The sequence below is a fragment of the Microbulbifer okhotskensis genome (assembly GCF_023895975.1).
Taxonomy (GTDB): Bacteria; Pseudomonadota; Gammaproteobacteria; order Pseudomonadales; family Cellvibrionaceae; genus Microbulbifer; species Microbulbifer okhotskensis.
The window spans coordinates 26155-49719 of record NZ_JALBWM010000025.1 but is presented as its reverse complement, the minus strand read 5'-3'; the positions used below and the strand labels follow the sequence as shown (position 1 = coordinate 49719).

General features: G+C 50.1%; 18 protein-coding genes. 6 read left to right on the top strand and 12 right to left on the bottom strand.

Annotation, left to right across the window (positions count from 1 at the left end; translation table 11 throughout):
• The first annotated feature begins 91 nt into the window (after nt 1-91).
• Nucleotides 92-1378, top strand: coding sequence for a hypothetical protein (locus MO867_RS08400; RefSeq protein ID WP_252465897.1), 1287 nt, complete (start codon nt 92-94; stop codon nt 1376-1378).
• A gap of 236 nt (nt 1379-1614) precedes the next feature.
• Here MO867_RS08400 and MO867_RS08395 read toward each other — a convergent pair whose 3' ends face one another.
• The 4 genes from MO867_RS08395 to MO867_RS08380 all read right to left on the bottom strand — a co-directional run bounded on the left by MO867_RS08395 (nt 1615) and on the right by MO867_RS08380 (nt 7864).
• Nucleotides 1615-4761 carry an efflux RND transporter permease subunit gene (locus MO867_RS08395; protein WP_252465896.1) on the bottom strand — a complete coding sequence of 1049 codons (3147 nt, stop codon included), beginning with the start codon at nt 4759-4761 and terminating at the stop codon, nt 1615-1617.
• 13 nt (nt 4762-4774) lie between these two features.
• Nucleotides 4775-6037, bottom strand: coding sequence for an efflux RND transporter periplasmic adaptor subunit (locus MO867_RS08390; RefSeq protein ID WP_252465895.1), 1263 nt, complete (start codon nt 6035-6037; stop codon nt 4775-4777).
• A gap of 14 nt (nt 6038-6051) precedes the next feature.
• On the bottom strand, nt 6052-7383 hold the full coding sequence (locus tag MO867_RS08385) for a TolC family protein (RefSeq protein WP_252465894.1): 1332 nt from the start codon (nt 7381-7383) through the stop codon (nt 6052-6054).
• 70 nt (nt 7384-7453) lie between these two features.
• Nucleotides 7454-7864: a hypothetical protein gene (locus MO867_RS08380; RefSeq protein WP_252465893.1), complete on the bottom strand. Its 411-nt coding sequence runs from the start codon at nt 7862-7864 to the stop codon at nt 7454-7456.
• Nucleotides 7865-8115: 251 nt separating this feature from the next.
• On the opposite strand from MO867_RS08380, the gene MO867_RS08375 reads away from it, so the two are divergent.
• Both MO867_RS08375 and MO867_RS08370 read left to right on the top strand, forming a co-directional pair.
• Nucleotides 8116-9057, top strand: coding sequence for a DUF2092 domain-containing protein (locus tag MO867_RS08375; RefSeq protein ID WP_252465892.1), 942 nt, complete (start codon nt 8116-8118; stop codon nt 9055-9057).
• Nucleotides 9054-9539, top strand: a complete 486-nt coding sequence (locus tag MO867_RS08370; protein WP_252465891.1) for a hypothetical protein — start codon at nt 9054-9056, stop codon at nt 9537-9539. The genes MO867_RS08375 and MO867_RS08370 overlap by 4 nt, the downstream gene beginning before the upstream one ends.
• A 55-nt stretch (nt 9540-9594) precedes the next feature.
• Here MO867_RS08370 and MO867_RS08365 read toward each other — a convergent pair whose 3' ends face one another.
• Both MO867_RS08365 and MO867_RS08360 read right to left on the bottom strand, forming a co-directional pair.
• Nucleotides 9595-9792 (bottom strand): zf-HC2 domain-containing protein, encoded by a 198-nt coding sequence (locus MO867_RS08365; RefSeq protein WP_252465890.1) that lies wholly within the window; start codon nt 9790-9792, stop codon nt 9595-9597.
• Nucleotides 9789-10418 carry an RNA polymerase factor sigma-70 gene (locus MO867_RS08360; RefSeq protein ID WP_252465889.1) on the bottom strand — a complete coding sequence of 210 codons (630 nt, stop codon included), beginning with the start codon at nt 10416-10418 and terminating at the stop codon, nt 9789-9791. The genes MO867_RS08365 and MO867_RS08360 overlap by 4 nt, the downstream gene beginning before the upstream one ends.
• A gap of 289 nt (nt 10419-10707) precedes the next feature.
• On the opposite strand from MO867_RS08360, the gene MO867_RS08355 reads away from it, so the two are divergent.
• Nucleotides 10708-11754 (top strand): methyltransferase domain-containing protein, encoded by a 1047-nt coding sequence (locus MO867_RS08355; protein WP_252465888.1) that lies wholly within the window; start codon nt 10708-10710, stop codon nt 11752-11754.
• Here MO867_RS08355 and MO867_RS08350 read toward each other — a convergent pair.
• Together MO867_RS08350 and MO867_RS08345 are read right to left on the bottom strand one after the other, a co-directional pair.
• Nucleotides 11751-12773 (bottom strand): hydrolase, encoded by a 1023-nt coding sequence (locus tag MO867_RS08350; protein WP_252465887.1) that lies wholly within the window; start codon nt 12771-12773, stop codon nt 11751-11753. The two genes, MO867_RS08355 and MO867_RS08350, sit on opposite strands and share 4 nt — an antisense overlap.
• Before the next feature lie 89 nt (nt 12774-12862).
• Entirely contained in the window at nt 12863-14215 is a 1353-nt protein-coding gene (locus MO867_RS08345; protein ID WP_252465886.1) for an MFS transporter, read from the bottom strand.
• Here MO867_RS08345 and MO867_RS08340 point away from each other — a divergent pair.
• Nucleotides 14184-15425: an ArsB/NhaD family transporter gene (locus MO867_RS08340; RefSeq protein WP_252465885.1), complete on the top strand. Its 1242-nt coding sequence runs from the start codon at nt 14184-14186 to the stop codon at nt 15423-15425. The genes MO867_RS08345 and MO867_RS08340 overlap by 32 nt on opposite strands.
• Nucleotides 15426-15439: 14 nt before the next feature.
• Here the strand turns inward: MO867_RS08340 and MO867_RS08335 are convergent, their stop codons facing one another.
• The 4 genes from MO867_RS08335 to MO867_RS08320 all read right to left on the bottom strand — a co-directional run bounded on the left by MO867_RS08335 (nt 15440) and on the right by MO867_RS08320 (nt 20911).
• Nucleotides 15440-15877: a DUF411 domain-containing protein gene (locus tag MO867_RS08335; RefSeq protein WP_252465884.1), complete on the bottom strand. Its 438-nt coding sequence runs from the start codon at nt 15875-15877 to the stop codon at nt 15440-15442.
• A 40-nt stretch (nt 15878-15917) separates the two neighbouring features.
• The gene (egtD, locus tag MO867_RS08330) at nt 15918-16886 is read right to left on the bottom strand and encodes an L-histidine N(alpha)-methyltransferase (RefSeq protein ID WP_252465883.1); all 969 of its coding nucleotides are present in this window, start codon (nt 16884-16886) and stop codon (nt 15918-15920) included.
• Between the two features lie 2 nt (nt 16887-16888).
• Nucleotides 16889-18193: an ergothioneine biosynthesis protein EgtB gene (gene egtB, locus MO867_RS08325; protein WP_252465882.1), complete on the bottom strand. Its 1305-nt coding sequence runs from the start codon at nt 18191-18193 to the stop codon at nt 16889-16891.
• A 165-nt stretch (nt 18194-18358) separates the two neighbouring features.
• A complete protein-coding gene (locus tag MO867_RS08320) occupies nt 18359-20911 on the bottom strand; it encodes a TonB-dependent receptor (protein WP_252465881.1) in 2553 nt (850 codons plus the stop codon).
• A 295-nt stretch (nt 20912-21206) separates the two neighbouring features.
• On the opposite strand from MO867_RS08320, the gene MO867_RS08315 reads away from it, so the two are divergent.
• Nucleotides 21207-23564 carry a penicillin acylase family protein gene (locus tag MO867_RS08315; protein WP_252465880.1) on the top strand — a complete coding sequence of 786 codons (2358 nt, stop codon included), beginning with the start codon at nt 21207-21209 and terminating at the stop codon, nt 23562-23564.
• The last annotated feature ends 1 nt before the right edge of the window (nt 23565 follow it).

Below are 23565 nucleotides of genomic sequence, written 5' to 3'. Positions count from 1 at the left end.
GAGCAGTACAGTGACTATGGGGCTATAGCTGTATGAAACTGTCCGAAGTGTTGCTAGGTACTATAAAGATTCCTTAATGGAGACTTACTTCGTGTCCAATAAAGCGCTAACCCGAGTATTAGGTGCAGAAGAAGCGATGTTTACTGAATTGGCCAGGAGGACATGCGGCGGGACCTTGGTGATTTCATTTGTGAAAGTTCTGACACCACTCAGTGTTGAGCAATTAAAATCCGGGTTTGCATCAATCCATAAAATATACCCCTTACTGCAAGCTCGAGTTGAAACGGGAGAGCAGCTTCGTTGGCGTTGCGATGTACCATTCGAGTCCATCCCCTTCGAGGTGCGGAAGTTGGATGGCCCCCTTGATTTTGAACGGGAATTTACTCGCAGGGGCGAGACAGGGCTCAACGTTGAAAAGTGTACTTATACACTTTCATTCTATATCAATTCCCAAGAGAAGGTATATTGGGTTTCCTTGGTTAGCAGTCATGCTGCCTTGGACGGACGGTCTGTTATGACCCTGTTCTGTATTTTGGATATCTACTTCAAAGATCCCGGGACTTTTAAATTAGGAGGGCAGCCGCTTTACGATGCAGTCGAGAGCTATTTCGATTCACCCAAAAATTTCGTGAATCAAGAGCAATCTCCGGTAAAAGACAGCCTATTCAAATGGCCCGTGGAAAAACCTGCCTTTGCCACCGAACGTGAGGGACATGCCATTTATCGACAGTTCCCCATGGAGGACCTTTCATACCTTGTGAAGCTGGGAAAGGGCTATAAAGTAAGACCAAGCGCATTATTTTGTGCTGTAGCTATCCAGGCATCTCAAATACTGCCGAATCATAGAGATTGGATTAAAATCCTATTACCCATGGACGTTCGGGATTTATGCGGCTCGCAAATTGGATTGAGTGCGGTGGGTGTATTTTCTGCGGTAACCACCCTGGAGATAATGCCGGATATTGACACAGACAACACCTGGCAATTGGCAAGATACTTACAGATCGAACTTGATCGACAGGCAGAAGCCGGGGAATCCTGTAAATTTGCATTCCCAAAAAATTACGATTTGGGTGATATTATCGGGTGGTCTCAAGAATATGAAAACAAAAGTCCGTTGTTTTCTGAAGGGTTATGTGTTTCCAATGTGGGTAGCATGAAAGCTCTAGGAACACAAATGCAATTTTTTGAAATTGTAACTGCCATTCCATTTCAAACACACGGCGCCCACCCAATATCATTACTGACCTATTCAACAGTAAGAAATTCGGTCTTTCTTTTCTCATACTGCGACCCACTCACCAAGAGGGACAACGTTTTGAATTTTGCTGAGAAATTTATCAACACCCTTAAAAAGCTACTAAACGACAGAATTTAGAATATAGGTTTTATTATTTTACGGGCAATCTAAGATGAATAATTTGCTAAAGAGTGCTCTAGAAGGTGTGTCACTAAGAACGTTCGGACTTCATAAGTGACACCCTTTTTTACTGTCAATGGGTAAGATACAGCCCTCAATATTGGGAGGGGAGACTAGTCTTTTTATTGGTGGATTTACTTTCACCTAGGTACTGCCTACCCCCCCCTGGGCAAAGCAGGCAGTAGAGCGAGATATCAGTTTATGATTGCACCTTCTCTAGCCGCCCCTTCCCTCCAATGTACAATCCGATACAGCAATGGCAATACAAACAGGGTTAAGAGCGTGGAAGAAATTATCCCTCCAATCACCACCGTCGCTAGCGGCCTTTGTACCTCTGCTCCAGTACCCACATTTAAAGCCATAGGCACAAAACCGAGGCTGGCTACCAGTGCCGTCATCAATACCGGGCGTAGCCGGATCATGGCGCCGTCGATAATGGAGGTTAGCAGCTCACCGCCCCGCTGACGCAGTTGGCGGATAAACGATAGCATTACCAGGCCATTCAACACCGCCACACCAGAAAGCGCGATAAAACCTACCCCAGCGGATATGGACAACGGCATACCGCGCAGCCACAGCGCCAGGACACCCCCAGTCAGCGCCAGGGGGACGCCGGTAAAGATAATCAAGGCATCCTTGAATGAGCCGAAGGCCATCATCAGTAGGCCGAGGATTACCAGTAGTGTCAGCGGGACCACGATGGACAGGCGGGTGCTGGCGGATTCCAACTGCTCGAAAGTACCACCGTATACCAACCAGTAACCTGCAGGCAGGGGGACTTGCTGCTCGATACGTACCCTCGCCTCCTCTACAAAAGACCCGAGATCACGATCGCGTACGTTAGCTGTGACCACAACACGGCGCTTACCATTTTCGCGGCTGATCTGGTTGGGAGCCGGGGTCATTTCTAGTTTGGCGACTTCAGACAGGGGCACATAGCTGCCCAATGCGCTACCTGTGGGTAATGGCACTGGCAAGTCGCCGAGGTTTTTATAATTCCTTCGCAAGCTTTCCGGCAAACGTACGACCAACTGGAAGCGGCGGTCGCCTTCATAAATCAGACCGGCCTCTTCACCCCCAATGGCTGTGGATACCAGATCCTGTAGGGTTTGCAGATCGATCCCATAGCGGGCGAGCGCGATGCGCTTAGGCACTACAGAGAGGACTGGCAAGCCCTCCACCTGCTCTACACGGGCATCGGCAACGCCTTCAATCCCATTCAGCACACCGAGGATTTCATTAGAGGAAGCCACCAGCTGATCCAGGTCATCGCCGAACACTTTGATACCCAAGTCTGAGCGCACACCGGAAATCAGTTCGTTAAAGCGCATCTGAATTGGTTGGGTAAACTCGTAGTTATTGCCCGGCAGCTGGCGCACAGCCTCTTCGATGTCCGCCACCAGTTGTTCCTGGGGCAGTTTTGGGTTCGGCCATTGATTCCTTGGCTTCAGCATCACAAAATTGTCGGCCACATTCGGTGGCATTGGGTCTGTGGCCACCTCCGGTGTGCCGATCTTTGCGAATACTTTATCTACCTGAGGAAACTCCTTAATGCGCTGCTCCAGCAAGCGTTGCATTTCCACCGATTGCTCTAACCCGGTACCGGGAATACGCAAGGCGTGCAGTGCTATATCACCCTCATTGAGCTGGGGAATAAATTCCGAACCAAGCGTAGTGGCGAGCCAGCTACAAAATAGTACCAATGCCATAGCCCCGCATAGCACCAGCCAGCGAACTTTCATGGCTCCGATCAGCATTGGCTTGTACAGGGATTTGGTAGCAACGATCACCTTGTTTTCTTTCTCGCTGATTTTACCGGTCAGGAAAACAGCAACCGCTGCGGGTACTACGGTTAACGAGAGCACCAGCGCAGCCAGCAAGGCCATCATTACCGTCGCGGCCATGGGATGGAACATCTTGCCTTCCACACCGGTCAGCGTGAACAACGGGATATAGACCACAGTAATAATCAGCACACCGAACAGGCTCGGGCGAATCACTTCGTTGGTCGCCTGGAATACCAGCTCCAATCGCTCCTGCAGGGGCAACTTGCCGCCTTTACGGTGCTGCGCTTCGGCCAACCTGCGAATGGCGTTTTCCACAATAATTACTGCTCCATCGACTATCAGGCCAAAGTCGAGGGCGCCGAGACTCATAAGGTTGGCGGAGACGCCCGTTTGCACCATGCCGAAAATGGTGGCGAGCATGGAGAGCGGTATGACCGCAGCCGTAATCAAGGCCGCACGTATATTTCCCAATAACAGAAACAACACCACTATTACCAGCAACGCACCCTCCACGAGGTTTTTCTGCACCGTGGCAATGGCTTTATCGACCAGGGTGGTGCGATCGTAAACCGCCTCCACTTTGATACCTTGCGGCACCGTCGTTTTAACCCGCTCCAATGCCTCCGCCACATTGCGGGCTACCTCACGAGAGTTTTCCCCGACCAGCATCATGGCGGTACCCAGTACCGTTTCTTTGCCATCGCGGGTGGCGGCACCGGTACGCAGTTCTTTACCGATGGCCACTTTCGCCACATCAGAAATTTTTACCGGTGCCCCGGCACGGCTGGTAATCACCACATCTTCGATTTCAATAATATCGCGCAACTGCCCCGGTGAGCGTACCAGTAGTTGACGACCATTATTTTCCAGATAACCGGCACCGCGACTTTCGTTGTTGCGACGCAGAGCCTCGGCGATATCTTCCATGGATACGCCGAAGTTCAGCATCTGCCGGGGATCGGGGGTCACGTGATATTGCTTGTTATAACCGCCAATGGTATTCAGTTCAGTAACACCGGGCACCAGGGACAGTTGCGGTTTGATAATCCAGTCCTGGATTTCCCGCAAGGCGGTGGCATCGTAGGGCTGCCCATTCGACTGGATAGCGCCGGGCAATGCCTCCACGGTGTACATGAAAATCTCACCGAGCCCGGTGGCTATTGGCCCCATTTCCGGCTCCAAATCCGGGGGCAGATTGCTCTTGATAGCGCTGAGGCGGCTATTAATTAAGTTGCGGGCAAAATAGAGGTCGGTCCCCTCTTTAAACACCACGGTTACCTGGGAAAGCCCATAGCGCGAAAGCGAGCGCGTATATTCCAGATTCGGCAGGCCGGCAAGCGCGGCCTCTACCGGGTAGGTAATCCGCTGCTCCGCTTCCAGGGGCGAGTACCCGAGCGCTTCAGTATTAATTTGCACCTGAACATTGGTGATATCAGGGACCGCATCGATCGGAAGTTTCTGATAACTCCAAATCCCCAACCCTATCAATACAAATATCAGGGACAGCACGAAGTAACGCCGCTCAATAGAAAAGCGCAGGATGCTTTCAATCATCTTCTGGTCTCTTTTAGTGGCTGTGCGCAGCGCCGGATTTTTCAATATCCGCTTTAATCAGGTAGCTGTTCTCGGTGACATAGCGATCGCCCACATTGAGGCCGCTCAGCACTTCGGTAACAGCGCCATCGCTGCGCCCCAATTTCAGAGGGCGAATCTCGTAAGCTTCCCCCACCTTGATAAACACCACCGTCCAATCACGAAATGGTTGCAACGCACGGTTTTCCACCACCAGAGGTACCGGGTTTTCATTGGTGACTACTTGGCCCTGGACCATCAGGTCCGTCGTCCAGAGGTCATTAGGATTTTCAATAACCGCCCTTGCAATAGCGAAGGGTTGGCCGTTGCCTCCAGGGGCAAGACTGGTAATGGTGGAATCGAAAGTGCGATCCCCGGCAATAATAGAAACTTTCTGGCCCCGGTTAATCTGGCCACGACGAGTGGGAAATACTTGCAACTCGGCCCACAACTGGTTGTAGTTGGCAATGGTAAACAACACCCGCTCACCGCTAAATTCCCCACGACTGGTCTGTTTATCGATTATTTGGCCACTGATAGGCGCAACCAATGAGTAGGTTTGCAGACTGTCGTTGGATTCGATCGAAGCGAGCTTGTCTCCCTTCTCGACGAGATCACCAAGTGCTTTTTCAATGGTGACCACAGTTCCCGGATAGCGGGCACGTACATGACTAATACTGCGGTGATCTATCGCGGTTTTGCCATACAGAGTGACATTTTCTTTAATGGTGCCGGGGCCGGCCACAGCGGTTTTGATACCAGCCTTTTCTGCCATCTGCTCTGTGATCTGTACGCGGCCCTCATGGGATTCAAAAGTCCATTCAGCGCGCTCGCCGTTATAAAAAACAGAAACTGTGACATCGAAGGAATGAGGCTCCCCCACTATGCCCTCGCCACGGTAGTATCTGGTTCTGGGCTCCCAGGTAAAAGAAACTTGATCCACTTTACCGCCGAGTCTTTCCAGCTCTACAGAGAGGCGGACATTATCCAGGGGTTTACCATCACGGGTAATCCAGGCTCGGAATTCCGGTTGTACACCACTCTCATAAATAAGCAGTTCTACCGCAAGCTCACCCTCTTCCAGTATGCGGCCTCCATTAGGCCCGTGCTCATCTTCATGTTCACCACCCGCTTCATGTGCGTCATGGCTATCACCGTGGTCAGCACTGGCATAACCCAGGGGCACCAGCCAAATTCCCGAAAGAAGCAAGGACAGGGACAATATCGCCAGCCGAATCGCTTTTGTTAATTTGCTCATATCTCAATCCAAAATTATTTACTGCTATCAACGCCAATGAGCCCCAAGGGCCTGGCGGTCAGTTGTTCAATCTCTGCGCCGAAAAGAAGTATGGATCGCGCCGCCTCAATTCGGGCACGCTCGGCATCGAGCAGTTCTTCCCGTGCAGAGATCAGGTCGACATAGGAGTCCCGGCCACGGCGGTAAGCACGGTCCACTTCCCTTAAGGCTTGGCGAAGTTTTGGGATCACCGAGTCCTGTAAAGTGGAGACAGTACCGAGAGCCTGTTCACGACTGGTCACGGCCAGGTATAGCTGCGGGTAAAGTTGTAGCAGTGTTGCCTCGCGACGCAGCATGACCTCATCCAGCTCAGTCATGGCTGTTATTACGGCACCTCGATTGCGCTTGGCACTGAACAGCGGAACATTGAAACCCGCCAGGATAGCGGTTTCATCAACAGCCGGGTTGGCACGAAGACCCGCGTACCAACCTACATCCGGCCTGGAGTTCGCCTGGGTCAAACGCAGCTGTGAGGCCTGCAAGCGCTCTTCGGAAGCAAAGCGGGCTATGGCGGGGTTTTCCTGGGCCTGTTCATACAGCACATGAAAACTGGCACCCGGTTCGAAGCGATAGAGCTCACTGGAATCCACCTGATAATCCGGGGCTGGCTGCCCCCACAAGGCTGAGAGCGCGAGCTTGTAGTACACCAACATGCGCTTATTACCCTTTTCGGCCAATTTGGCCTTCGCCAGGGCGGACTCCGCACGCATGCGCTCGGACACAGGGCTTGCCGCAGCACTGACCCGTGCGGAAACTGCGTTTAAGGTCTCGCGAGCAAGAACGACCTTCTCCTCCCCCAGCACCACCAACTCCTGTGCAGCAAGTACCTGAGCATAACGGCGGATAACTTCCGCCAACAGATCCAAGGCCCTGGCCTGCTCATCAGCAATTAACAAGTCCCGCTGTGCATTGACAACATCCACTCGGGCTCGACGCTTGTTTCCCAGTTCTATCACTGAGGACAAGGTCACCGTCAGCTCAAACTCGTTGTCGGCACCGTCTTCAGGATCGGGGGCATTGTCCGAGCTATCTTCGCTGAAGTGTTTGTACTCGGTCTCAATGCCCAACTCCAATGCGGGTTTCAGTGCGGCGGTTTGCTCCGCCCCCTCCAACCCTCTTTTCCGTACTGGGTATACTGAGAGCTCCGGATTCTGCGCGAGCGTTAGCCCTATCGCATCCGGTAGTGTCAACAAGTCCCCCTTCTGCGCAAATACAGACTGCGCAGGTAAACACAATATCGTCACCACCAACAGCCAAGCGGCATGGCGACGAATCACACTCGCGATGAGCGTGCGATATAAATCCATGGATATCTCCCAAATCACATCTCGTTTGGCGCTCGCGAGCTTCTAACGGCTCGCTCACAAAATAGAGAAATCAGACTTGGGTTATAGGTGGGCGCAGCAGGGGAGAAAAGTAACCACTGGGTACAGCAACATTTGCCAGATCACGGTAAGAGATACTGCCCAACTGGATTGGTTGAAATGACTGCCCCAACAGCCCAGTAAGAGAGCTGCCATGACAATGACAACAGTGATTGCAGAAATCCAAAAGTGGAGCAGACTGGCCAGGTTCACCTTCGATTTGGGTTCCTTGGATGTCTACATCGGTTAGGGGATTGCCTTGATCATCGGGCCATGGGTGCCCTGAGGAGCCTTCCTGATCCACATGGTGAAGTGACAGGTGGCTGGTGACGTCCTGAAGTTCTTCATGACTATCATAGAAAGCACCTGCGGTCTGGAAGACCAACAGCGCGATCAGCAAAAATGAAAGTCGAACCACATTCATATGAACAGCAAACTAAAAATCCTGAAGCCGACTTTAGCAAACAAGTATGGCCGCCTCAAATAGAGGAGGCTAAAGATTTGCAAAGAAACTGGAACCTGACCTGCGGTTCGGAACCCTCAGCCCCTATTTCATCCTCAATTGTACAAGAAGCCACAGCGGAATTCGGCTAGCGCCTGCAGCAGGCGCCAAGGTTGTCCTCTACACTGATTTTGATGCCACATCTCCGGTTAAGCATTGGGAGGTACCTGTAGATGCTTGCTCCTCATTCCTTCGGCGGCTTGGTAAGGGGGCTGGTCCTTGCCACTACGGTGGTCATAGCACCAGCCATTGTTGCCCAGCCCCCTACCACGCCCCCCCAACCCAGTGACTCCACGACACAAGAACCTAAGCCGCAAAATGGCCCTGACAAACAACAGCTTCAGCCTGGCGCAGATGGCAATCAGCGGCAACAACAAGGGCAGATGCCGCAGGAGCGAGCCCCCCAGAGCCAGATGGGAGCCATGCAGCCAGACCAACCCATGGACCCTAAAGCCATGGCGGCCTTGAACCGAATGGGGCAATACCTGGCCAGCCTCAAAATGCTGATGTTCAATGCCGATATCTTTACCGAGGTGGTACTGGAGAATCAGCAAAAGCTACTGATTGGCGGTACCGTAAAATACATGGCCATGCCGCCAAAGCAGTTGCGCGTCGATTTGACTACGGATTCGATCACACGACAGTTCTTCCACAATGGAAACAAATTCACCATGCTTGCCCCTCGCAATGGTTATTTCGCGGAGATGCAGGCCCCTGAACCCACTGCACAAGTTCTCTCTAAAGCCGCCAAAGACTACGGTATCGAAGTCCCCTTTGCCGACTTACTGGAGTGGGGGCGTAAGCAAGATACTTGGTCGGGAATCAAAGAGGGCTTTCTGGTCAACCGGCCGATGATCAATGGCCAACGGACCGAGCACTGGGCATTCCGTTCGGAGAGTCTCGACTGGGAAATCTGGATCAAGGTCGGCGATACCCCACTGCCCTTGCGTATTTCAACTGTCAATACACGCGACCCAGCGAAACCCCGTTTTATTGCCACCTTAAATTGGACCGAGGCTAAACCCGGTGCCGCCGGCAGCTTTTCTCCTGTCATAGAGAAGCTCAAGCAGATCAAGTTCAAGAAGGCGGAACCGAATAAGGGGGCCACACAATGATGCGTCGTAACTATCAAAAGGCAGGGCTAATTACGCGATTTATTGTGCCCTGCCTGATAACAAGCGCGCTACTGGCCGCATTGATCAGTCCCTTCGCTGATGCCTTTGGGCGCTTTGGTGGCGGTGGCGCCCATTTTAATGTGGGCGGCCATTTCAACAGCTTCCGCCCCATGGGAGGGGGATTTCACGGTGGTTATGCCCACGGAGAGTTTGCACGCCGCTTCCCCAATCATCCTCCATTCCATCCCCACCATCGACCATACCCGCCACCCTGGCGCCCTCACTATTGGCCCTACCCAGGTCCGGCATACTGGGGCACGGCTGCGGCAGTGGGTGTTGGGGGGTGGCTCTACACCCTGCCGCGAAGTTGTGTCGCTGTGACTGTTGGCAATGTCACCTACGAGCACTGCGGTTCCTATTGGTATGAGCCGCACTTCGTGGGCGGGCATATCGCTTACCGACCCGTTCGTCGACCTCGTTAGGCTGTACTCTGGCTAAATGAAGCGGGACACCTGGCCCTTGAGAGAGCGCAAAGTGCTATTTGTCGACTTTCTCAGGGCCGCCTTGCGCATAAGATTGGGTAATACGCCTGAGTGTCTTGAGCTGCTTGCTAAAATTTCGACATGGCGTGCACATGGCTAAATGTAGTTTCAGCCCGGCCTGTTCAGAAATATGAAGGTCGCGCTCTTGGGACTCTGACATCAAACGAGTGGCTTCCCGGCAGGTTTTCATCATCGGTCCTTCTCCACACCAAACCAGTTGTCTTCGAGGCATTCACGCAGGCGCAGGCGCGCCCTGTGCAGTGTGACATTCAAGTTGCTCACCGAGATCTCCACCGCTGCGCATATCTCATGGCTTTCCAGCTCGATGAACTCCCTCATCATAAATATCTGGGCTTGGCGGGATGGCAGGTGGCTAAGGCAGGCTTCAAAAATACGCCAGAAATGTTTGTCGTAGATTGCAGACTCAGGATCGGCCCAGCGCTTGGGTTTTTCGTCCTTCTGCCAGTGCCCGGTCTGATCAAATAACTCATCGTGATCATGCTCTTCCCTATCCCCACGCACCAATAGGTCCGCATCAACAAAGCGCTGTCTCTGCCGCAAAGTATCGGCGATCTTGTTCTTTAGGATTGCGAAAACCCAAGTCTTCAAGGCTGAGCGCCCGGAGAAGCTACGGAAATTCTTAAGAGCCCCCATCAACGCCTCCTGCACAGCATCCTCAGCCAATTGCGTATCTTGCAATTGCAAACTTGCAAAACGGAGCATCTGTTGACGCAGGTCAACAAGGAATTGTGGGTTTTGCAGAGAATCCTCGGGGTTGGATTCAGTGGCTGAAGCGCTGGGGGCCAGTTGATCGCTCAATTACGTTCCCTCATAAAATCGAAGCGTAGAAAGCCGATATTAATGAAAAAAACATGATTCTCTAGCAACCAACCGCCACTGACACCAAAAGGCAATTTGTTCCCGCTTCCATTTCCGCCACTGATCGCCAACTTCACTCCGCCGTTTATAGTGAAATACACCACAGATGTTCTACTCCTTAGTCGTGTGAGCTGGAGACTTGTTACACTCGCGCAGTAAAAGTACCAAGAACCATGAACAGGCGCACCTGGCGCCTTTCGGTCAATCACTCTGCAATAGGTATGAACCCATGCACGATCTTGTACAGGATTACTACGGGCGCCAACTGAAAACCACCTCTGACCTAAAGACCAATGCCTGTTGTGATCCCACCGAATTGCCGGAGTGGCTAAAACCACTGTTGTCAAACATTCATCCAGAGGTACTCTCACGTTACTACGGTTGCGGACTGGTTTGCCCTCCGCTGTTAGAGGGTTGTCGAGTACTCGACCTCGGCTGCGGTTCGGGCCGCGATATCTATCTGCTGTCGCAGTTGGTAGGCCCTAAAGGCGAAGTTGTCGGCGTGGATATGACCGAGGAGCAGCTGGCCGTGGCCCGACAGCACCAACTCCATCATGCCGATAAGTTTGGTTTTGACAATGTGCGCTTTTTACACGGATATATTGAGGAGTTAGATACTCTGGAACTAGAACCTGAAAGCTTCGATGTCATTATTTCCAATTGTGTTGTCAATCTATCCACAGATAAAGACGCGGTGCTAAAAGGATTATTCCGACTCTTGAAGCAAGGTGGCGAGTTCTACTTTTCCGACGTGTATGCGGACCGACGTATCCCTATGGCGCTGAGCTCAGATCCTGAGCTTTTCGGTGAGTGTCTTGGCGGTGCCCTGTATTGGAATGATTTCCTGGAAGTTGCTCAAAATAGCGGCTTCCGTGATCCACGCTTGGTAGAGAGCCGGCCGCTATTGATCAGCAACCCAACCCTTGCGCACCGCTGTGGCGCGGTGCGGTTTTTTTCGGCCACTTACCGTTTGTTCAAACTACCTGAACTGGAAAAAGATTGTGAGGACTATGGCCAGGCCGTGATTTATAAAGGCTCTGTGCCTGATTCACCTGACCAGTTTACGCTCGACGGGCACCATATCATCGAAACCGGGCGTGTGTTTCCAGTGTGCGGCAACACTTGGAAAATGCTCGCAGAATCCCGCTTGGCACCCCACTTTGAATTCATCGGAGACTTCTCCCGACACTTTGGTCTTTTCCCCGGCTGCGGCAAAGAAATGCCTTTTACCGCTGAGGCTTCAGGAAGTGACCCGTCAAACACTCAGTGCTGTTAACTCAAAGCTTGGGAGGGGGAGCCGCCCTGCCGAGCTCCCTTCGTAATGCCGACAACCGAGCCCAAAAAATCGGGAATTTTTTTCTCCAGCCAGTAGTGGGGGTGCCAAGCCGAACCCCCGACAAATCCGACATGGCCACCATGCTCGCTGACCGCCAAGTCCACAGCCGAACTGACTTCTGCGCGCACTGGAATTGCAGATGGACAGATAAAAGGGTCGTCAACTGCGTTGATAATCAAGGTTGGAATACGGATATCTTTTAACAATGGCTTACTCGATGCCCTAGTGTAATAGTCATCTACATTGCGGAAGCCGTGTAGCGGTGCAGTAAAGGCGTCATCAAAATGTCTGAAATCGATAAAACTAGAGCTGCAATTGAGATCCGGCAGTGCCGCAGCCATCTGCGGATCCTCAGCTTTATGTAGCAGGCTCAAGCGCAGTCCATTTAACAGATGGCGCTCGTAAAAGCGAGATAGCCCGGTATTGATATAACGGCTGCAGGCATGCAGATCCATCGGCGCAGAAACAGCAACTGCGGCAGTTACCTGGCCGCTTTCCCCATCCTCACCCAGCAGTTTGAGCACCACATTGCCTCCCAGTGAAAAGCCGACAACCAACACCGGGGTTAATGGAAATTCCCGCTTTAGCTCATTGATCAGCCAGCGAGGATCATCACTATCACCACTGTGATAAGCACGTGGTAAACGATTGGGAATACCACCGCACCCACGAAAGTGCATCACCGCCACCTGAAAATGGTCCTCTAGCAGAGTCTCCATCAGCCCTTGCACATAAGTCGAGCCTACCGAGCCGCCGAGACCGTGCAGTATCAGTACCAATGGACAACCGGAGTCACTTCGTAAGGGCTTCGGGTAATGAAGCGCTAGGCTATCCCCATCCGGGGTGTCATACCATCGACAGTGGGTGACGATCCAAGGCTTGGTACGATGAAAACGACCAAAGATAGTTTGTAAGTGGCGATTACCCAAACCCACCGCCGGAGAAAAAGAACTGATCATGGAGTTTATTCAATCGGTAAAATGACTAACGGTTACTTATCTCTAGCAAGTTGTTGAAGAAGGCTTTCCGTAGATTTTTCAACAACTTGCTATTCCGTGTGCGCGGGAGTTATTTGCTTGGTTTCAGGAACAAATATAAAGAAGAAGGTGCCCGCAACCAACGCGATGGCTCCGAGGGTGAGAAAGGCTGTGCTGTAGCCCTGGTATTGGACAATATACTCGGCAGAAAAATTACTACATGCAGATCCAATGCCCACCAGAGCTGCCATGGCTCCCTGAGTCACATTGAACCGCCCCGTTCCCCGTGTAAGGTCAGCACACATCAAAATGATAATCACCCCAAATATACCGTTCGCCACGCCGTCCAGGGATTGAATGGCTACCAAAAAATACGGGTTGTCCGTCGACATAAATAACAGAGCCCGGATGGGATTGATAAAGAAACCAATCAGGAAAATCAACTTTCGCCCCCAGATATCCGCTTTGGCAGCACACAGGAAAGACATCAACATCATCATAAACTGAGCCGCGATAATACACGCAGAAGTGAAGGCAATAGCAATATTGGCATTCGAGTTAATCGATAGTTTTTGACTGACTAGAGGCAACATTGCCGCATTTCCAAAGTGAAACAGAAATACACTAATCGCTAACATAACCAAGCTTTTATCAGTCAATAAGGACCTAAAACCTGACGGGTGCTCACCCCCCTTGGAATCCTTCTGCTCTCCTCCCCGAGCACGAATATGATCAATCGATTTTCCCGGGATGAAGGCAACCGAGATCGCCATGAGCATGCCCATAATTGCCATCAACCAAAACACGCCCTTCCCGGAAATAGTCAATGCAATAATGGCGGCCAGACCAGCGGCAAATACATTTCCGGCATGATTAGATGCCTGATTTGCACTGGTTTGGTAGGTGAAATTCTTATCCGTGGTAACACCGAGAGTAATCGCAGCAATTGAAGGGGCAACAAACGCTATCGCCGCCCCCATTAAAACTTGCGAAAGATAAATAAGCGGCCTATGGCTGGTAAACTCGACGATGGTAATTGAAACCACGCCAATAATAATCCCGCAAAGTGCGATCAAGCCTCGCTTAAAACGTGCGCTATCAATAAATGCCCCAGCAGGTGTTTGCAGCAGTACCGTGGTTATTCCGCCAATCGCAAGCACCAACCCTATATCTCCCGGCTTCCAATGCATTGCAGACAGTAGATAAATCGCCAGATAGGGGCCTAAACCTGCAACTACATCTCCGGCAAAGAAGTTCGTAAAGAGGAGAGGTTTGTTTAAACTCTTATGTACGGCCTTGTTAGTACTCCGCTGCACTGGGGTGGGCCTCAGGTAATGGCGATACTGAACTCCAGAGTAGCAGTTACGACTAGCAATATTTGGATGACGATAGATGTCTATCAGCTTAACTGTCTCGACGATCATCTTTCTCCTGATTGCCGCGCGCCAATGGCTTCCGTCAGCTATTCGTATCTGGCACATAATGACGTTTGGCGCGATTGTACTTTTGGGACTGCGGCAAATCACATTCAAAGAAGCTTTTTTTGCTGTTGACTGGGACCTGATCCTCTATTTATTCTCAGTTTTCTCCATTGCCTCCGCCCTCTATGACACCGGTATTTCTGCACAGATCAGTAAACGGATTCTCTCACGAAAAAGTCCGAATGCCATACTGGCAAGCTATGTCTTAATCATGGCGATATGCGCGGCTTTGCTAACCAATGACGCGGCGGCAGTTATAGGAGTGCCTATTGCTCTCCTTATGGCTCGCGACATGAAATGGGGTGTTGTTCCCCTTCTTATTTTATTATGCGCAACTGTCACTATTGGCAGTATGGTTTCACCGGTTGGCAATCCTCAAAATATTTTGATTGCCAATGCTGGTGAGTTTGACAATATGTTTTTTGTGTTCGTGGAGTGGATATTTATTCCCGCAGCGATCACTCTGGTACTATCCATTTTTTGGCTGAAACGCTTTCTTAAAATTGATGACCCCAATCATGCAGTGGGTATCCAGTCCCGTGAAAGTGATGAAATTACGCAGAAATGGCCCCCACTTCTATCTGCTTCTCTACTCATAATTCTAATTGCACTGGGCAGCGTATTACATAACGTGGAGGGCATTTACCACCCGAGCTTGGGACAAATAGGGTTGGCTGCATGCCTACCCATATACTTAGCAAGTCGTGAAAGACGGCGGATTTTACGAGAGGTAGACTGGCCAACTCTGTTCTTTTTTATCTCGATGTTCGTAGTCACTGGCTCACTCCTCAAATCGGGTTCACTACAGTTCTTCCTCAAGGAAAGTGGTATCGACTTATCGGAACCCGAAACCGTCACTTTTGTGAGTTTCTTTGCCAGCCAGTTATTCTCCAATGTACCTGTAGTGGAGATCTACCTGCACCTACTGCACGAACATGGGACTCAAACGCTGATGATGCTATCAGCAGTATCCACAGCCGCGGGTAACCTTTTTATTATCAGTGCGGCAAGCAATGTGATTGTTCTGCAGCAGGCAGAAAAATTTGGTATTCAACCATTTAACTTCTGGCAATTTTTCCTGCTTATGTTACCCGTAAGCATTATCAGCGTTACCATCAGTTATATTTATATCATTTGGTATGGGTCGTTATAGAAATCTGAATTAGATTAAGGTTGGGACGTCTCAACACGAGCAAAAGGACGGTAGTCCCCGCCTTCGAGTAGCAGATATATATTATACGCCTCAAACTTGCCATCTACCTCCATCCCAGGACTGCCTACGGGCATACCGGGAACCAATAAGCCTATCCCTCCTTCTGGGGGTGCAAGAAGAAATTTCTGGATATAACTGGCGGGTACATGTCCTTCAAATACATATTTGTTATGCCAAACGGCCGTATGACATCCCTCCATCCCCCGCGGGATTCCCCACTGCTTTCTAATCGTCCCCATGTCCAGTTCAAGGCTAGTGGATACAGAAATATTATTTTCCTTCAAATGATTCACCCACTTTGTACAGCAAAAACACAGTGGGTGCTTGTAAACAACAAACACTCCAGCTTTTTGCTCCGACTCTCCTCCAGTGGAGAGCGTAACCCCCGGCATTAACAATAATACCAAGGAAAGTGACAGAGCAGAAAACCCGCTAAATCGCTTGAGCATAGTAAATAGCATAGGATTCAGAGGAGTCGGTCCATTGCCGAACAGGCTTAAAGCCCCCATCCAACAGCAGACTATTAAAGCCTCTTAGTTCGTACTTATGACTATTCTCTGTATGAATTGTCTCGCCTTCGAAAAACTCTATTTGTCTCCCAGAAATGGAAACGCTTTGCTCTTTCAGGCTGACCAGGTGGATTTCTATGCGCTGCCGTAATTGATGATAAAAAGCCCGATGGGCAAATAATGATGAATCAAAGTCACCGTCAAGTTCACTGTTAATACGTGACAAGATATTTTTGGTGAATCGTTCAGTTATATGCTCACTATCATGATAGGCCCTTTCGAGAACTACTGAGTCCTTAACAAGATCAACGCCTATCAACAGCCCATCCCCTTCGTTCAGATTGGCGGCAAACAGCTCCAGAAGCTGTCCCGCTTTCTTTGGCTCAAAATTGCCAATCGTTGAACCGGGGAAAAATACGACTCTTTTCTTTGATGGGATCTGAGTCAGATTATCCCACACCTTCGACTGAGTGAAATCACCCACTTCGGTCCATATCGGGATATTTGATACACTCTGACTAATACGCTTCTCTGCTTGACGCAGTATTTCTGGAGATATATCAATAGGGTAATATCCGCTAGGTTTTTCAAGAACATTGAGCAAAGCCTCTACTTTCTCACAGTTACCTGCCCCAGGCTCCACAAGCAGTGCTTCAGCACCAATTTCACGGCCAATATCCACCAGATACGTATTAAATATTTCCGTTTCCGTACGCATTAAATAGTAATCTTCCAAGTTACATATTTTTTCGAAAAGCTGAGAGCCCTGCTCGTCGTATAGATACTTACACGGTATATTTTTTTGACGATCTGACAATCCCTGCAATACATCATTAAGAAATTCATTTTCCGGGGAAGAGCTTTCTCGAATCGATGATAAGGCTGCCTTCACATTCAGTCTCCTGCCAAACGGATACCGGTAAATTGCCACGATTGATGTGGATAAAAGAAGTTGCGGTAACTGATCCTAATGTGGTCTGCTGGTGTTGCAAAAGATCCACCACGCAAGACCTTCTGGTTACACATAAATTTCCCGTTATATTCCCCTACCGCATCCGCCCTTGTTCTAAATCGACGATAAGGAAGGTAAGCACTGGAAGTCCACTCCCATAAATCACCCAAGAATTGGGTATGTCCGCGCTGTGCCTGTAGTGGTTTAAAGTGCCGTTTCTCAAGGAAGTTGGCTATCGCCATTTGGTCAGGCCGACGCAAGTGACATGCGGCAGCTTCCCATTCAAACTCAGTCGGCAACCGCTTTCCTGCCCAAGTAGCAAAAGCATCGGCTTCATAAAAGGAAAGATGGTAAACTGGTTCAGATCGATTCAATGTTACCGAACCGTGAAGTGAATATTGTTGCCAGCCGCTCTCGTTACGACGCCAATAACAGGGGCTCTTATACTGATTCTGTTGTATCAGCGACCAACCATCTGACAGCCACAACCGGTGTTTTTCATAACCACCATCTTGGATAAACTCGAGATATTCGCCATTGGTAATTAAGCGGGAGGCTATTCTAAATTCATCGACAAACTGCTGGTGTTCGGGCCTCTCATTATCAAAGCAAAAGCTGTTACCATCGCTGCCAATTCCATAAAATCCCCGGGGTATCTTGAGCCACCGCAGTGGTTCTAAGGGGTAGCCCTCATCTTCAGGCAAGGCATCGCTGTAGGCCAGAGCCATCGGATTTACTGACAGTGCATGTTTGATATCTGTCAATATCAGCTCTTGGTGTTGCTGCTCATGATTCAGGCCCAGCTGAATCAGGGAAGCCAGATTTGGCGATACCGGGTAGTCACTGAGTAGTGTTTGCATACCCACATCAACAGCCTTGCGATATTCGTAGATCTGGCCAAGATCCGGTCGCGAAATCAGTCCCCTCTCCGAACGTGAGAAGGGCGTACCCAGGCTGTTGTAGTAGGAGTTGAATAGGTGATTGAAGTGGGGGTTAAACACTTGATAACCCGGCAGCCGGGAGGCCAGAACAAAAGTTTCGAAAAACCAACTAGTGTGCGCTAGATGCCACTTGGTAGGGCTGGCATCAGGCATCGATTGCAGCTGCATATCCTCAGCGGATAGCGATGCTGCGAGACCCTCAGTCTCTCCTCGAACTTTTTGATAAAAGCTAAGGAGTTGATCTTGTACTTCCTCTAAAGGTACTTCACCTGCAAGTATTGCCATATCAGTAATCAACTGCGACACAATTCTTCTCTGTTGAAATCATCATACGCAGTTTTAGGTGTAAACCTAGGGGGCTGCTGACCAACAAGAAGCGATACGCGCCAGTTTATTCTTTCAATAGATTAGAAGAAAAAAATGGCCGGATAAACCGGCCCACTCTCTCATCATGCTGACATCAATAACTCATTAAAATCTTACTGTTAAATCTGCACCGTACATCCTCGGCATAAAGCGCCAGGCCGGACTAGCACCAATCGCGGCACCGGTGCCGCCATAGCCACCCGCTATCTCCTCATCAGTCAGGTTCTGTACCCAGAGCGCAAGTGAGTAATTATCCGAGGCACTATTCCAAGCAGCACGTAAATTAAACAACTGGTAGTCTTCGACGATACGCGTTCGATCAGTAATCGAACCAATACGTTCATCAGTCCAGTTGTAGTCACCCCGGAAGATAAACTCGCCCCCAGAGGCCAGATCAACTGTGTACTCGGCCATCAAGTTAAACTTATTTTCCGGAGTGGAGACCCTCGACTGGCCCACCTTGGAATCTTCTTCAGTCTCACCGATCGCTTCGATAATCTGGTAATCGGTAAACTCTGTATCCAGGTAAGAGTAATTACCGGCGACGAACAGGCTGTCAGTGACCGCCCACTGCACTTCAATCTCAGCCCCGGCGCCCTCGGCATCAGAGTTTCTCAGGTTGTAGCTGGGTATGGGGGTACCGACCAAGTCCAGTTCCTGAAGGTTTTTGTATTTATACGAATAAACAGAAGTATTTAGACGAACCCGGTTATCAAATAGGCTGCTTTTAAGTCCAACTTCCAGGTTGACCACATCTTCCTGGTCAAAGGAGGACTCTACGCCAGGGCCAAAATTAAGACTGTTGAATCCACCCGCTTTAAAACCATCCGCCAGGGAGACATAAGTCATTACATCTTCGTTCCAGCGGTAATCCAGCACAATGCGCCCCGAAATATCGCTCCAACTGTTACTCAATTTGGAATCCAATACCGGCTGACCATTATTGAAAAATACGATTCCGAATAATTGAGACCCCAAGTCGATTTCCGGCAGCGTCATATCGCCAATAAAGTTACCGTCTCCGTCGACCAGACGAACCGTTCCTCCGGACAGCGATAACGGAATACTGTTGCCATAGGCCGTTTGAATAGTGAAATCTTTCTGATCGTAGGTATATCGAGCACCGACAGTCAGATCCAGCTTATCGGTCATACTCCAGGTCATATCGCCATAGATAGCACTGGAACGATAATCGCCGGTGTTGCGAACTGTCTCACCCCAGGGCGTATCAGAAGCGATCCAGGGATTAAAACCAGCCATCATTTGTCCGACTACATCCTCGGCATAAAGCATATCGCTGGTAATGCTGTCTGGAGCGCCCAGAACAGTAAGCAGCTCATCCACCTGGCCGGTTTGCAGCATCAGGTCATAGACAAAGGTGGCACTTGCGACCCCCTCCAGCCCCGCCTGCTGTAACTGGCCACGGGTGATAACTGCCAAGTCCTCTTGCTCTGTTTGCGTCAAATCGGGATAGGCGGCCTTGATCCCCTCGTAAACGGCAAAGGATTCCACCGACCCTGTGGTGAAATTGGCGTAGGTCGTGTGATCCACCTCCTCTTCAGAGTAAGAGGCTCCCACAGTCCACTTGATCGTATCTGTAGCGCCACTAAGGCGGAATTCCTGTGAGAACTGGCTCTGATCGTCGGTATTGGCTGAGCCAAACATATAGTCTGGGTTGGCAGTACCATCTTCATCTTGCTGCAGGTGCGCATCAAATCCGCGGTAAGCTGTAATTGAAGTAAGGGTGAAGTTTTCGAAATCCTTGGTAATGGTCAGGGAAGTCCCAAATGATTCCCGATCTTCAATTGTCGGCGTATCCAGGGCGTAATCGCCAAATACGTCGGTATCTTCCTTCAGACTAGGCACTATGGTTGTCCGCAGAGCACTACCCTGGTCCATCACCCCATAGTCGGCCCGCCACAGTACCTCTGTATCTGTCGCCGGCTCCCACAATACCGAAGCACGGTAAGTTTGTGTATCCTGATCACCGACTGAAAAACCACTGTCGAGGTTATCGGCAAAAGCGTCGCGGCGGTTGCTAGACACCGAAAAGCGACCATAAAGATGGTCAGTAATTTGTCGATTCACCAAAAAATCTGATGATTGGCGCCCATAATTACCTGCGGTCAGGTTCAACTCGACCGAATCATCAGCCTGAGGCTTGGTGGTAATAATATGAATGGCGCCCCCTGTGGCATTACGACCAAACAGTGTGCCTTGTGGACCTTTAAGTACTTCTACCCTCTCAATATCGGTCAGTGGTATCTCTGCACCTGCACTGCGCCCGGTATAAATTCCATCCACATAAACTGCCACCGCAGGATCGGAACCGATGGTCCAATCGTTGGTTTGCACACCACGAATGCTGTAGGTCGGTTGCAGGGCCGTATCGTTGTGCATTTCGACACCAGGCGTATATTTACCCAGTTCCGTCAGGTTTTTGACACCCGCATCTTTTATATTGTCACCGGTGAAAGCGGAAATCGCGATAGGTACATCTTGTAAATTTTCCGCTCGCTTCTGAGCCGTAACAACAACTTCCTCGATTTCCGCAGCCTGCACAGGACTGGCAACAGCAGTGAGAAAAGCAATGGTCCCAGAAAGAATGGAAAGACTAAATTTACGGTTAATTACAGCTCTACCAACATCGTGCATCATCGCGTCCTCGCGTTTATTGTTATACAGCGTGATGTTCTCGATTTGTTATTGTTTTTGTTATTGCACGCCATCTTACGATCGCGTATTCCTATTTAAAACCCTGCGATGATTTTTTTCTCGTGACCAGTCAGTTCTTAGGGGGATAGCAGGGAATGACAGGAAAATCCGGGAATATTAATCTCGGATTTTGTCACCAAAAGTTACTCCTTGTATCTCCCGGTAACTTACCTAGAAAAATTAGAATTGCACAAAGAAGTGGTACCGACATCAACTCAGAAATTCAGTGGGAATTACAATGGCAAACTTTCCATACTTGAAAAAATTTTATTCAAAACTATTACTGGGAATCGGGGCATTGGTCGTTTTATTTTTAATTGCGGCCTGGTTATGGCTCAGACAAAGCCTAGCCATCCTTGTTGGAACCATCACCACTGGTGAACTTAAAGCGCCCGTGACCATAGAGCGCGATACCCAAGGTGTTCCTCTAATTCGTTCAGAAAATCGTAATAGCTCCGCTTTTGCCCTGGGATTCTTGCATGCGCAGGAACGTTTTTTTCAAATGGATCTATTGCGTCGAAATTCATCCGGTGAATTATCAGAGCTAGTAGGGTCAGCGGCACTCAGCCAGGATAAAAAGGTACGCATTCATCAGTTCCGAAAAAGAGCCGAACGCAATATTGCTGCAATGCCAATAAAGCAAAGGGAATTATTGGCACAATATGTAAATGGGGTGAACTTTGGCTTGAATAGCCTTGCGGAAAATCCCTGGGAATATCTGTTGCTGGGCCTGGAACCTCGTCCCTGGAATACCGCCGACAGCCTGCTAACCGTCTATAGCATGTACCTGACATTACAGAGTGCAAAAGGGCGTTTCGAACTTCGCGATACCGCTCTAGCTGAACTGCTTCCAGAGGACCTCTACGCCTTCTACTTCCCCGAAGGAGGCCGATGGGATGCTCCACTATTTGGCAATGCGCGTGCAAAAGTTAGCATTCCTAAAACACCAATTTCCGCCCTTTTAGATAAACAAGACACCATCGCCTACCAGCCAATGGAGAGTGATGACAAAATTTACGGCAGTAATAATTGGGTAGTTGGTGGCGAGCTGACCGAGCACGGTGGTGCCATTCTTGCCAATGATATGCACTTAGGACTCAGCGTGCCCAACATCTGGTTTCGGGCGGGTTGGAATATACCGGGCAGCAATAGATTTATGCGAGGGGTCACCCTTCCGGGTTCTCCCATTGTGGTGGCAGGGAGTAACGAACTCGTGGCCTGGGGCTTCACTAATACCGGCGGTGATTGGAGTGACTTAATCCCGCTTGAACTCAGTGAGGATGGCACTCAGTACAAAACCCCGGAGGGCTGGAGAAACTTCAGTATTGAACAAGAGGAGATCGCTATTAAAGGAGGGGACTCCGACATTATGGAAGTCCGCTCAACGATCTGGGGCCCGGTCATTGACACAAACTACAATGGTACGCCTTTGGCCTTTCGCTGGGTCGCGCACGATATTTCCGGCGGGAATATGAATCTACTGAATATTGAGACAGTCCGTTCGGCACAGGAAGCTCTAGACCTTGGCGCTTCCCTCGGTATCCCACACCAGAATTTAGTGGTCGGGGACAAGGAGGGAAATATTGGCTGGTCCGTGGCCGGAGCCATTCCAAAGCGGGTGGGCTTTAATGGCAGTCGCTCGTTGAGCTGGGCAGATGGTGATGTCTATTGGGATGGCTATTTATCCACTCAAGAGCAACCCCGTTTATACAACCCGCCCTCGCACCGAATTTGGAGCGCCAATGCGCGAATAGTCGACAGTGAGTACCTGAAAATTATTGGAAATCACGGCTATGCCCTCGGTGCCCGGCAGCAGCAGATCCGCGACCGACTCTTTGCACGGGAACAATTCAATGAGCAAGACTTGCTGGATATACAGCTGGATAATCGAGCTGTATTTCTTGAACGATGGCAGCAACATCTTCTGTCATTACTTGATGGGCAGGAGGGCTATAGCGAAATTTACGACCAGGTGCAAAACTGGCAAGGCCACTCCAGTGTCGATTCTGTGGGTTATCGAATTGTCCGCAACTATCGACTGAAGCTGATGGAACTAACAACAGCGCCAATTTTGACGTACATGCGCCGCTATCAGCCCAATTTTTCTTTTGGCCAACTAAAGCAGCAATTTGAGTACCCTTTATGGGAGATGGTTCAACAGGAACCGCAACAATTACTCAATCCGGATTTTGAATCCTGGAACGCAATAAAACTGGCCGCATTGGATAAAGTACTGGAGAAAATGGGGACAAGTAATCAACCCCTTCAGCAGCAGACCTGGGGAGCCCAAAATACCGCGCGAATTCAGCACCCACTGGGCAAAGCGGTGCCGCTTCTCAACTGGTTTCTGGCAATGCCAGCAGAGCCTCTCCCCGGCGATACCCACATGCCCCGTTTTCAGTCACCAAGCCACGGGGCATCACAGCGCTTGGTGGTAGCCCCCGGGCGAGATTCCGACGGAATATTTCATATGCCAACCGGACAGAGTGCCCATCCACTCTCCCCTTTCTATGGCAACGGTCATAAAGATTGGACGGAAGGCAATGCCTCACCTCTGGTGGAACGCGAGCCCCGTTACCGGCTCACTTTGAATTAAG

Bases quoted from the DNA above. Each gene is read 5' to 3' on its own strand.
- MO867_RS08395 (WP_252465896.1), bottom strand. From the start codon at position 4,761: ATGATTGAAAGCATCCTGCGCTTTTCTATTGAGCGGCGTTACTTCGTG.
- MO867_RS08390 (WP_252465895.1), bottom strand. From the start codon at position 6,037: ATGAGCAAATTAACAAAAGCGATTCGGCTGGCGATATTGTCCCTGTCC.
- MO867_RS08385 (WP_252465894.1), bottom strand. From the start codon at position 7,383: ATGGATTTATATCGCACGCTCATCGCGAGTGTGATTCGTCGCCATGCC.
- MO867_RS08380 (WP_252465893.1), bottom strand. From the start codon at position 7,864: ATGAATGTGGTTCGACTTTCATTTTTGCTGATCGCGCTGTTGGTCTTC.
- MO867_RS08375 (WP_252465892.1), top strand. From the start codon at position 8,116: ATGCTTGCTCCTCATTCCTTCGGCGGCTTGGTAAGGGGGCTGGTCCTT.
- MO867_RS08370 (WP_252465891.1), top strand. From the start codon at position 9,054: ATGATGCGTCGTAACTATCAAAAGGCAGGGCTAATTACGCGATTTATT.
- MO867_RS08365 (WP_252465890.1), bottom strand. From the start codon at position 9,792: ATGATGAAAACCTGCCGGGAAGCCACTCGTTTGATGTCAGAGTCCCAA.
- MO867_RS08355 (WP_252465888.1), top strand. From the start codon at position 10,708: ATGCACGATCTTGTACAGGATTACTACGGGCGCCAACTGAAAACCACC.
- MO867_RS08350 (WP_252465887.1), bottom strand. From the start codon at position 12,773: ATGATCAGTTCTTTTTCTCCGGCGGTGGGTTTGGGTAATCGCCACTTA.
- MO867_RS08340 (WP_252465885.1), top strand. From the start codon at position 14,184: ATGTCTATCAGCTTAACTGTCTCGACGATCATCTTTCTCCTGATTGCC.
- MO867_RS08345 (WP_252465886.1), bottom strand. From the start codon at position 14,215: ATGATCGTCGAGACAGTTAAGCTGATAGACATCTATCGTCATCCAAAT.
- MO867_RS08335 (WP_252465884.1), bottom strand. From the start codon at position 15,877: ATGCCGGGGGTTACGCTCTCCACTGGAGGAGAGTCGGAGCAAAAAGCT.
- MO867_RS08320 (WP_252465881.1), bottom strand. From the start codon at position 20,911: ATGATGCACGATGTTGGTAGAGCTGTAATTAACCGTAAATTTAGTCTT.
- MO867_RS08315 (WP_252465880.1), top strand. From the start codon at position 21,207: ATGGCAAACTTTCCATACTTGAAAAAATTTTATTCAAAACTATTACTG.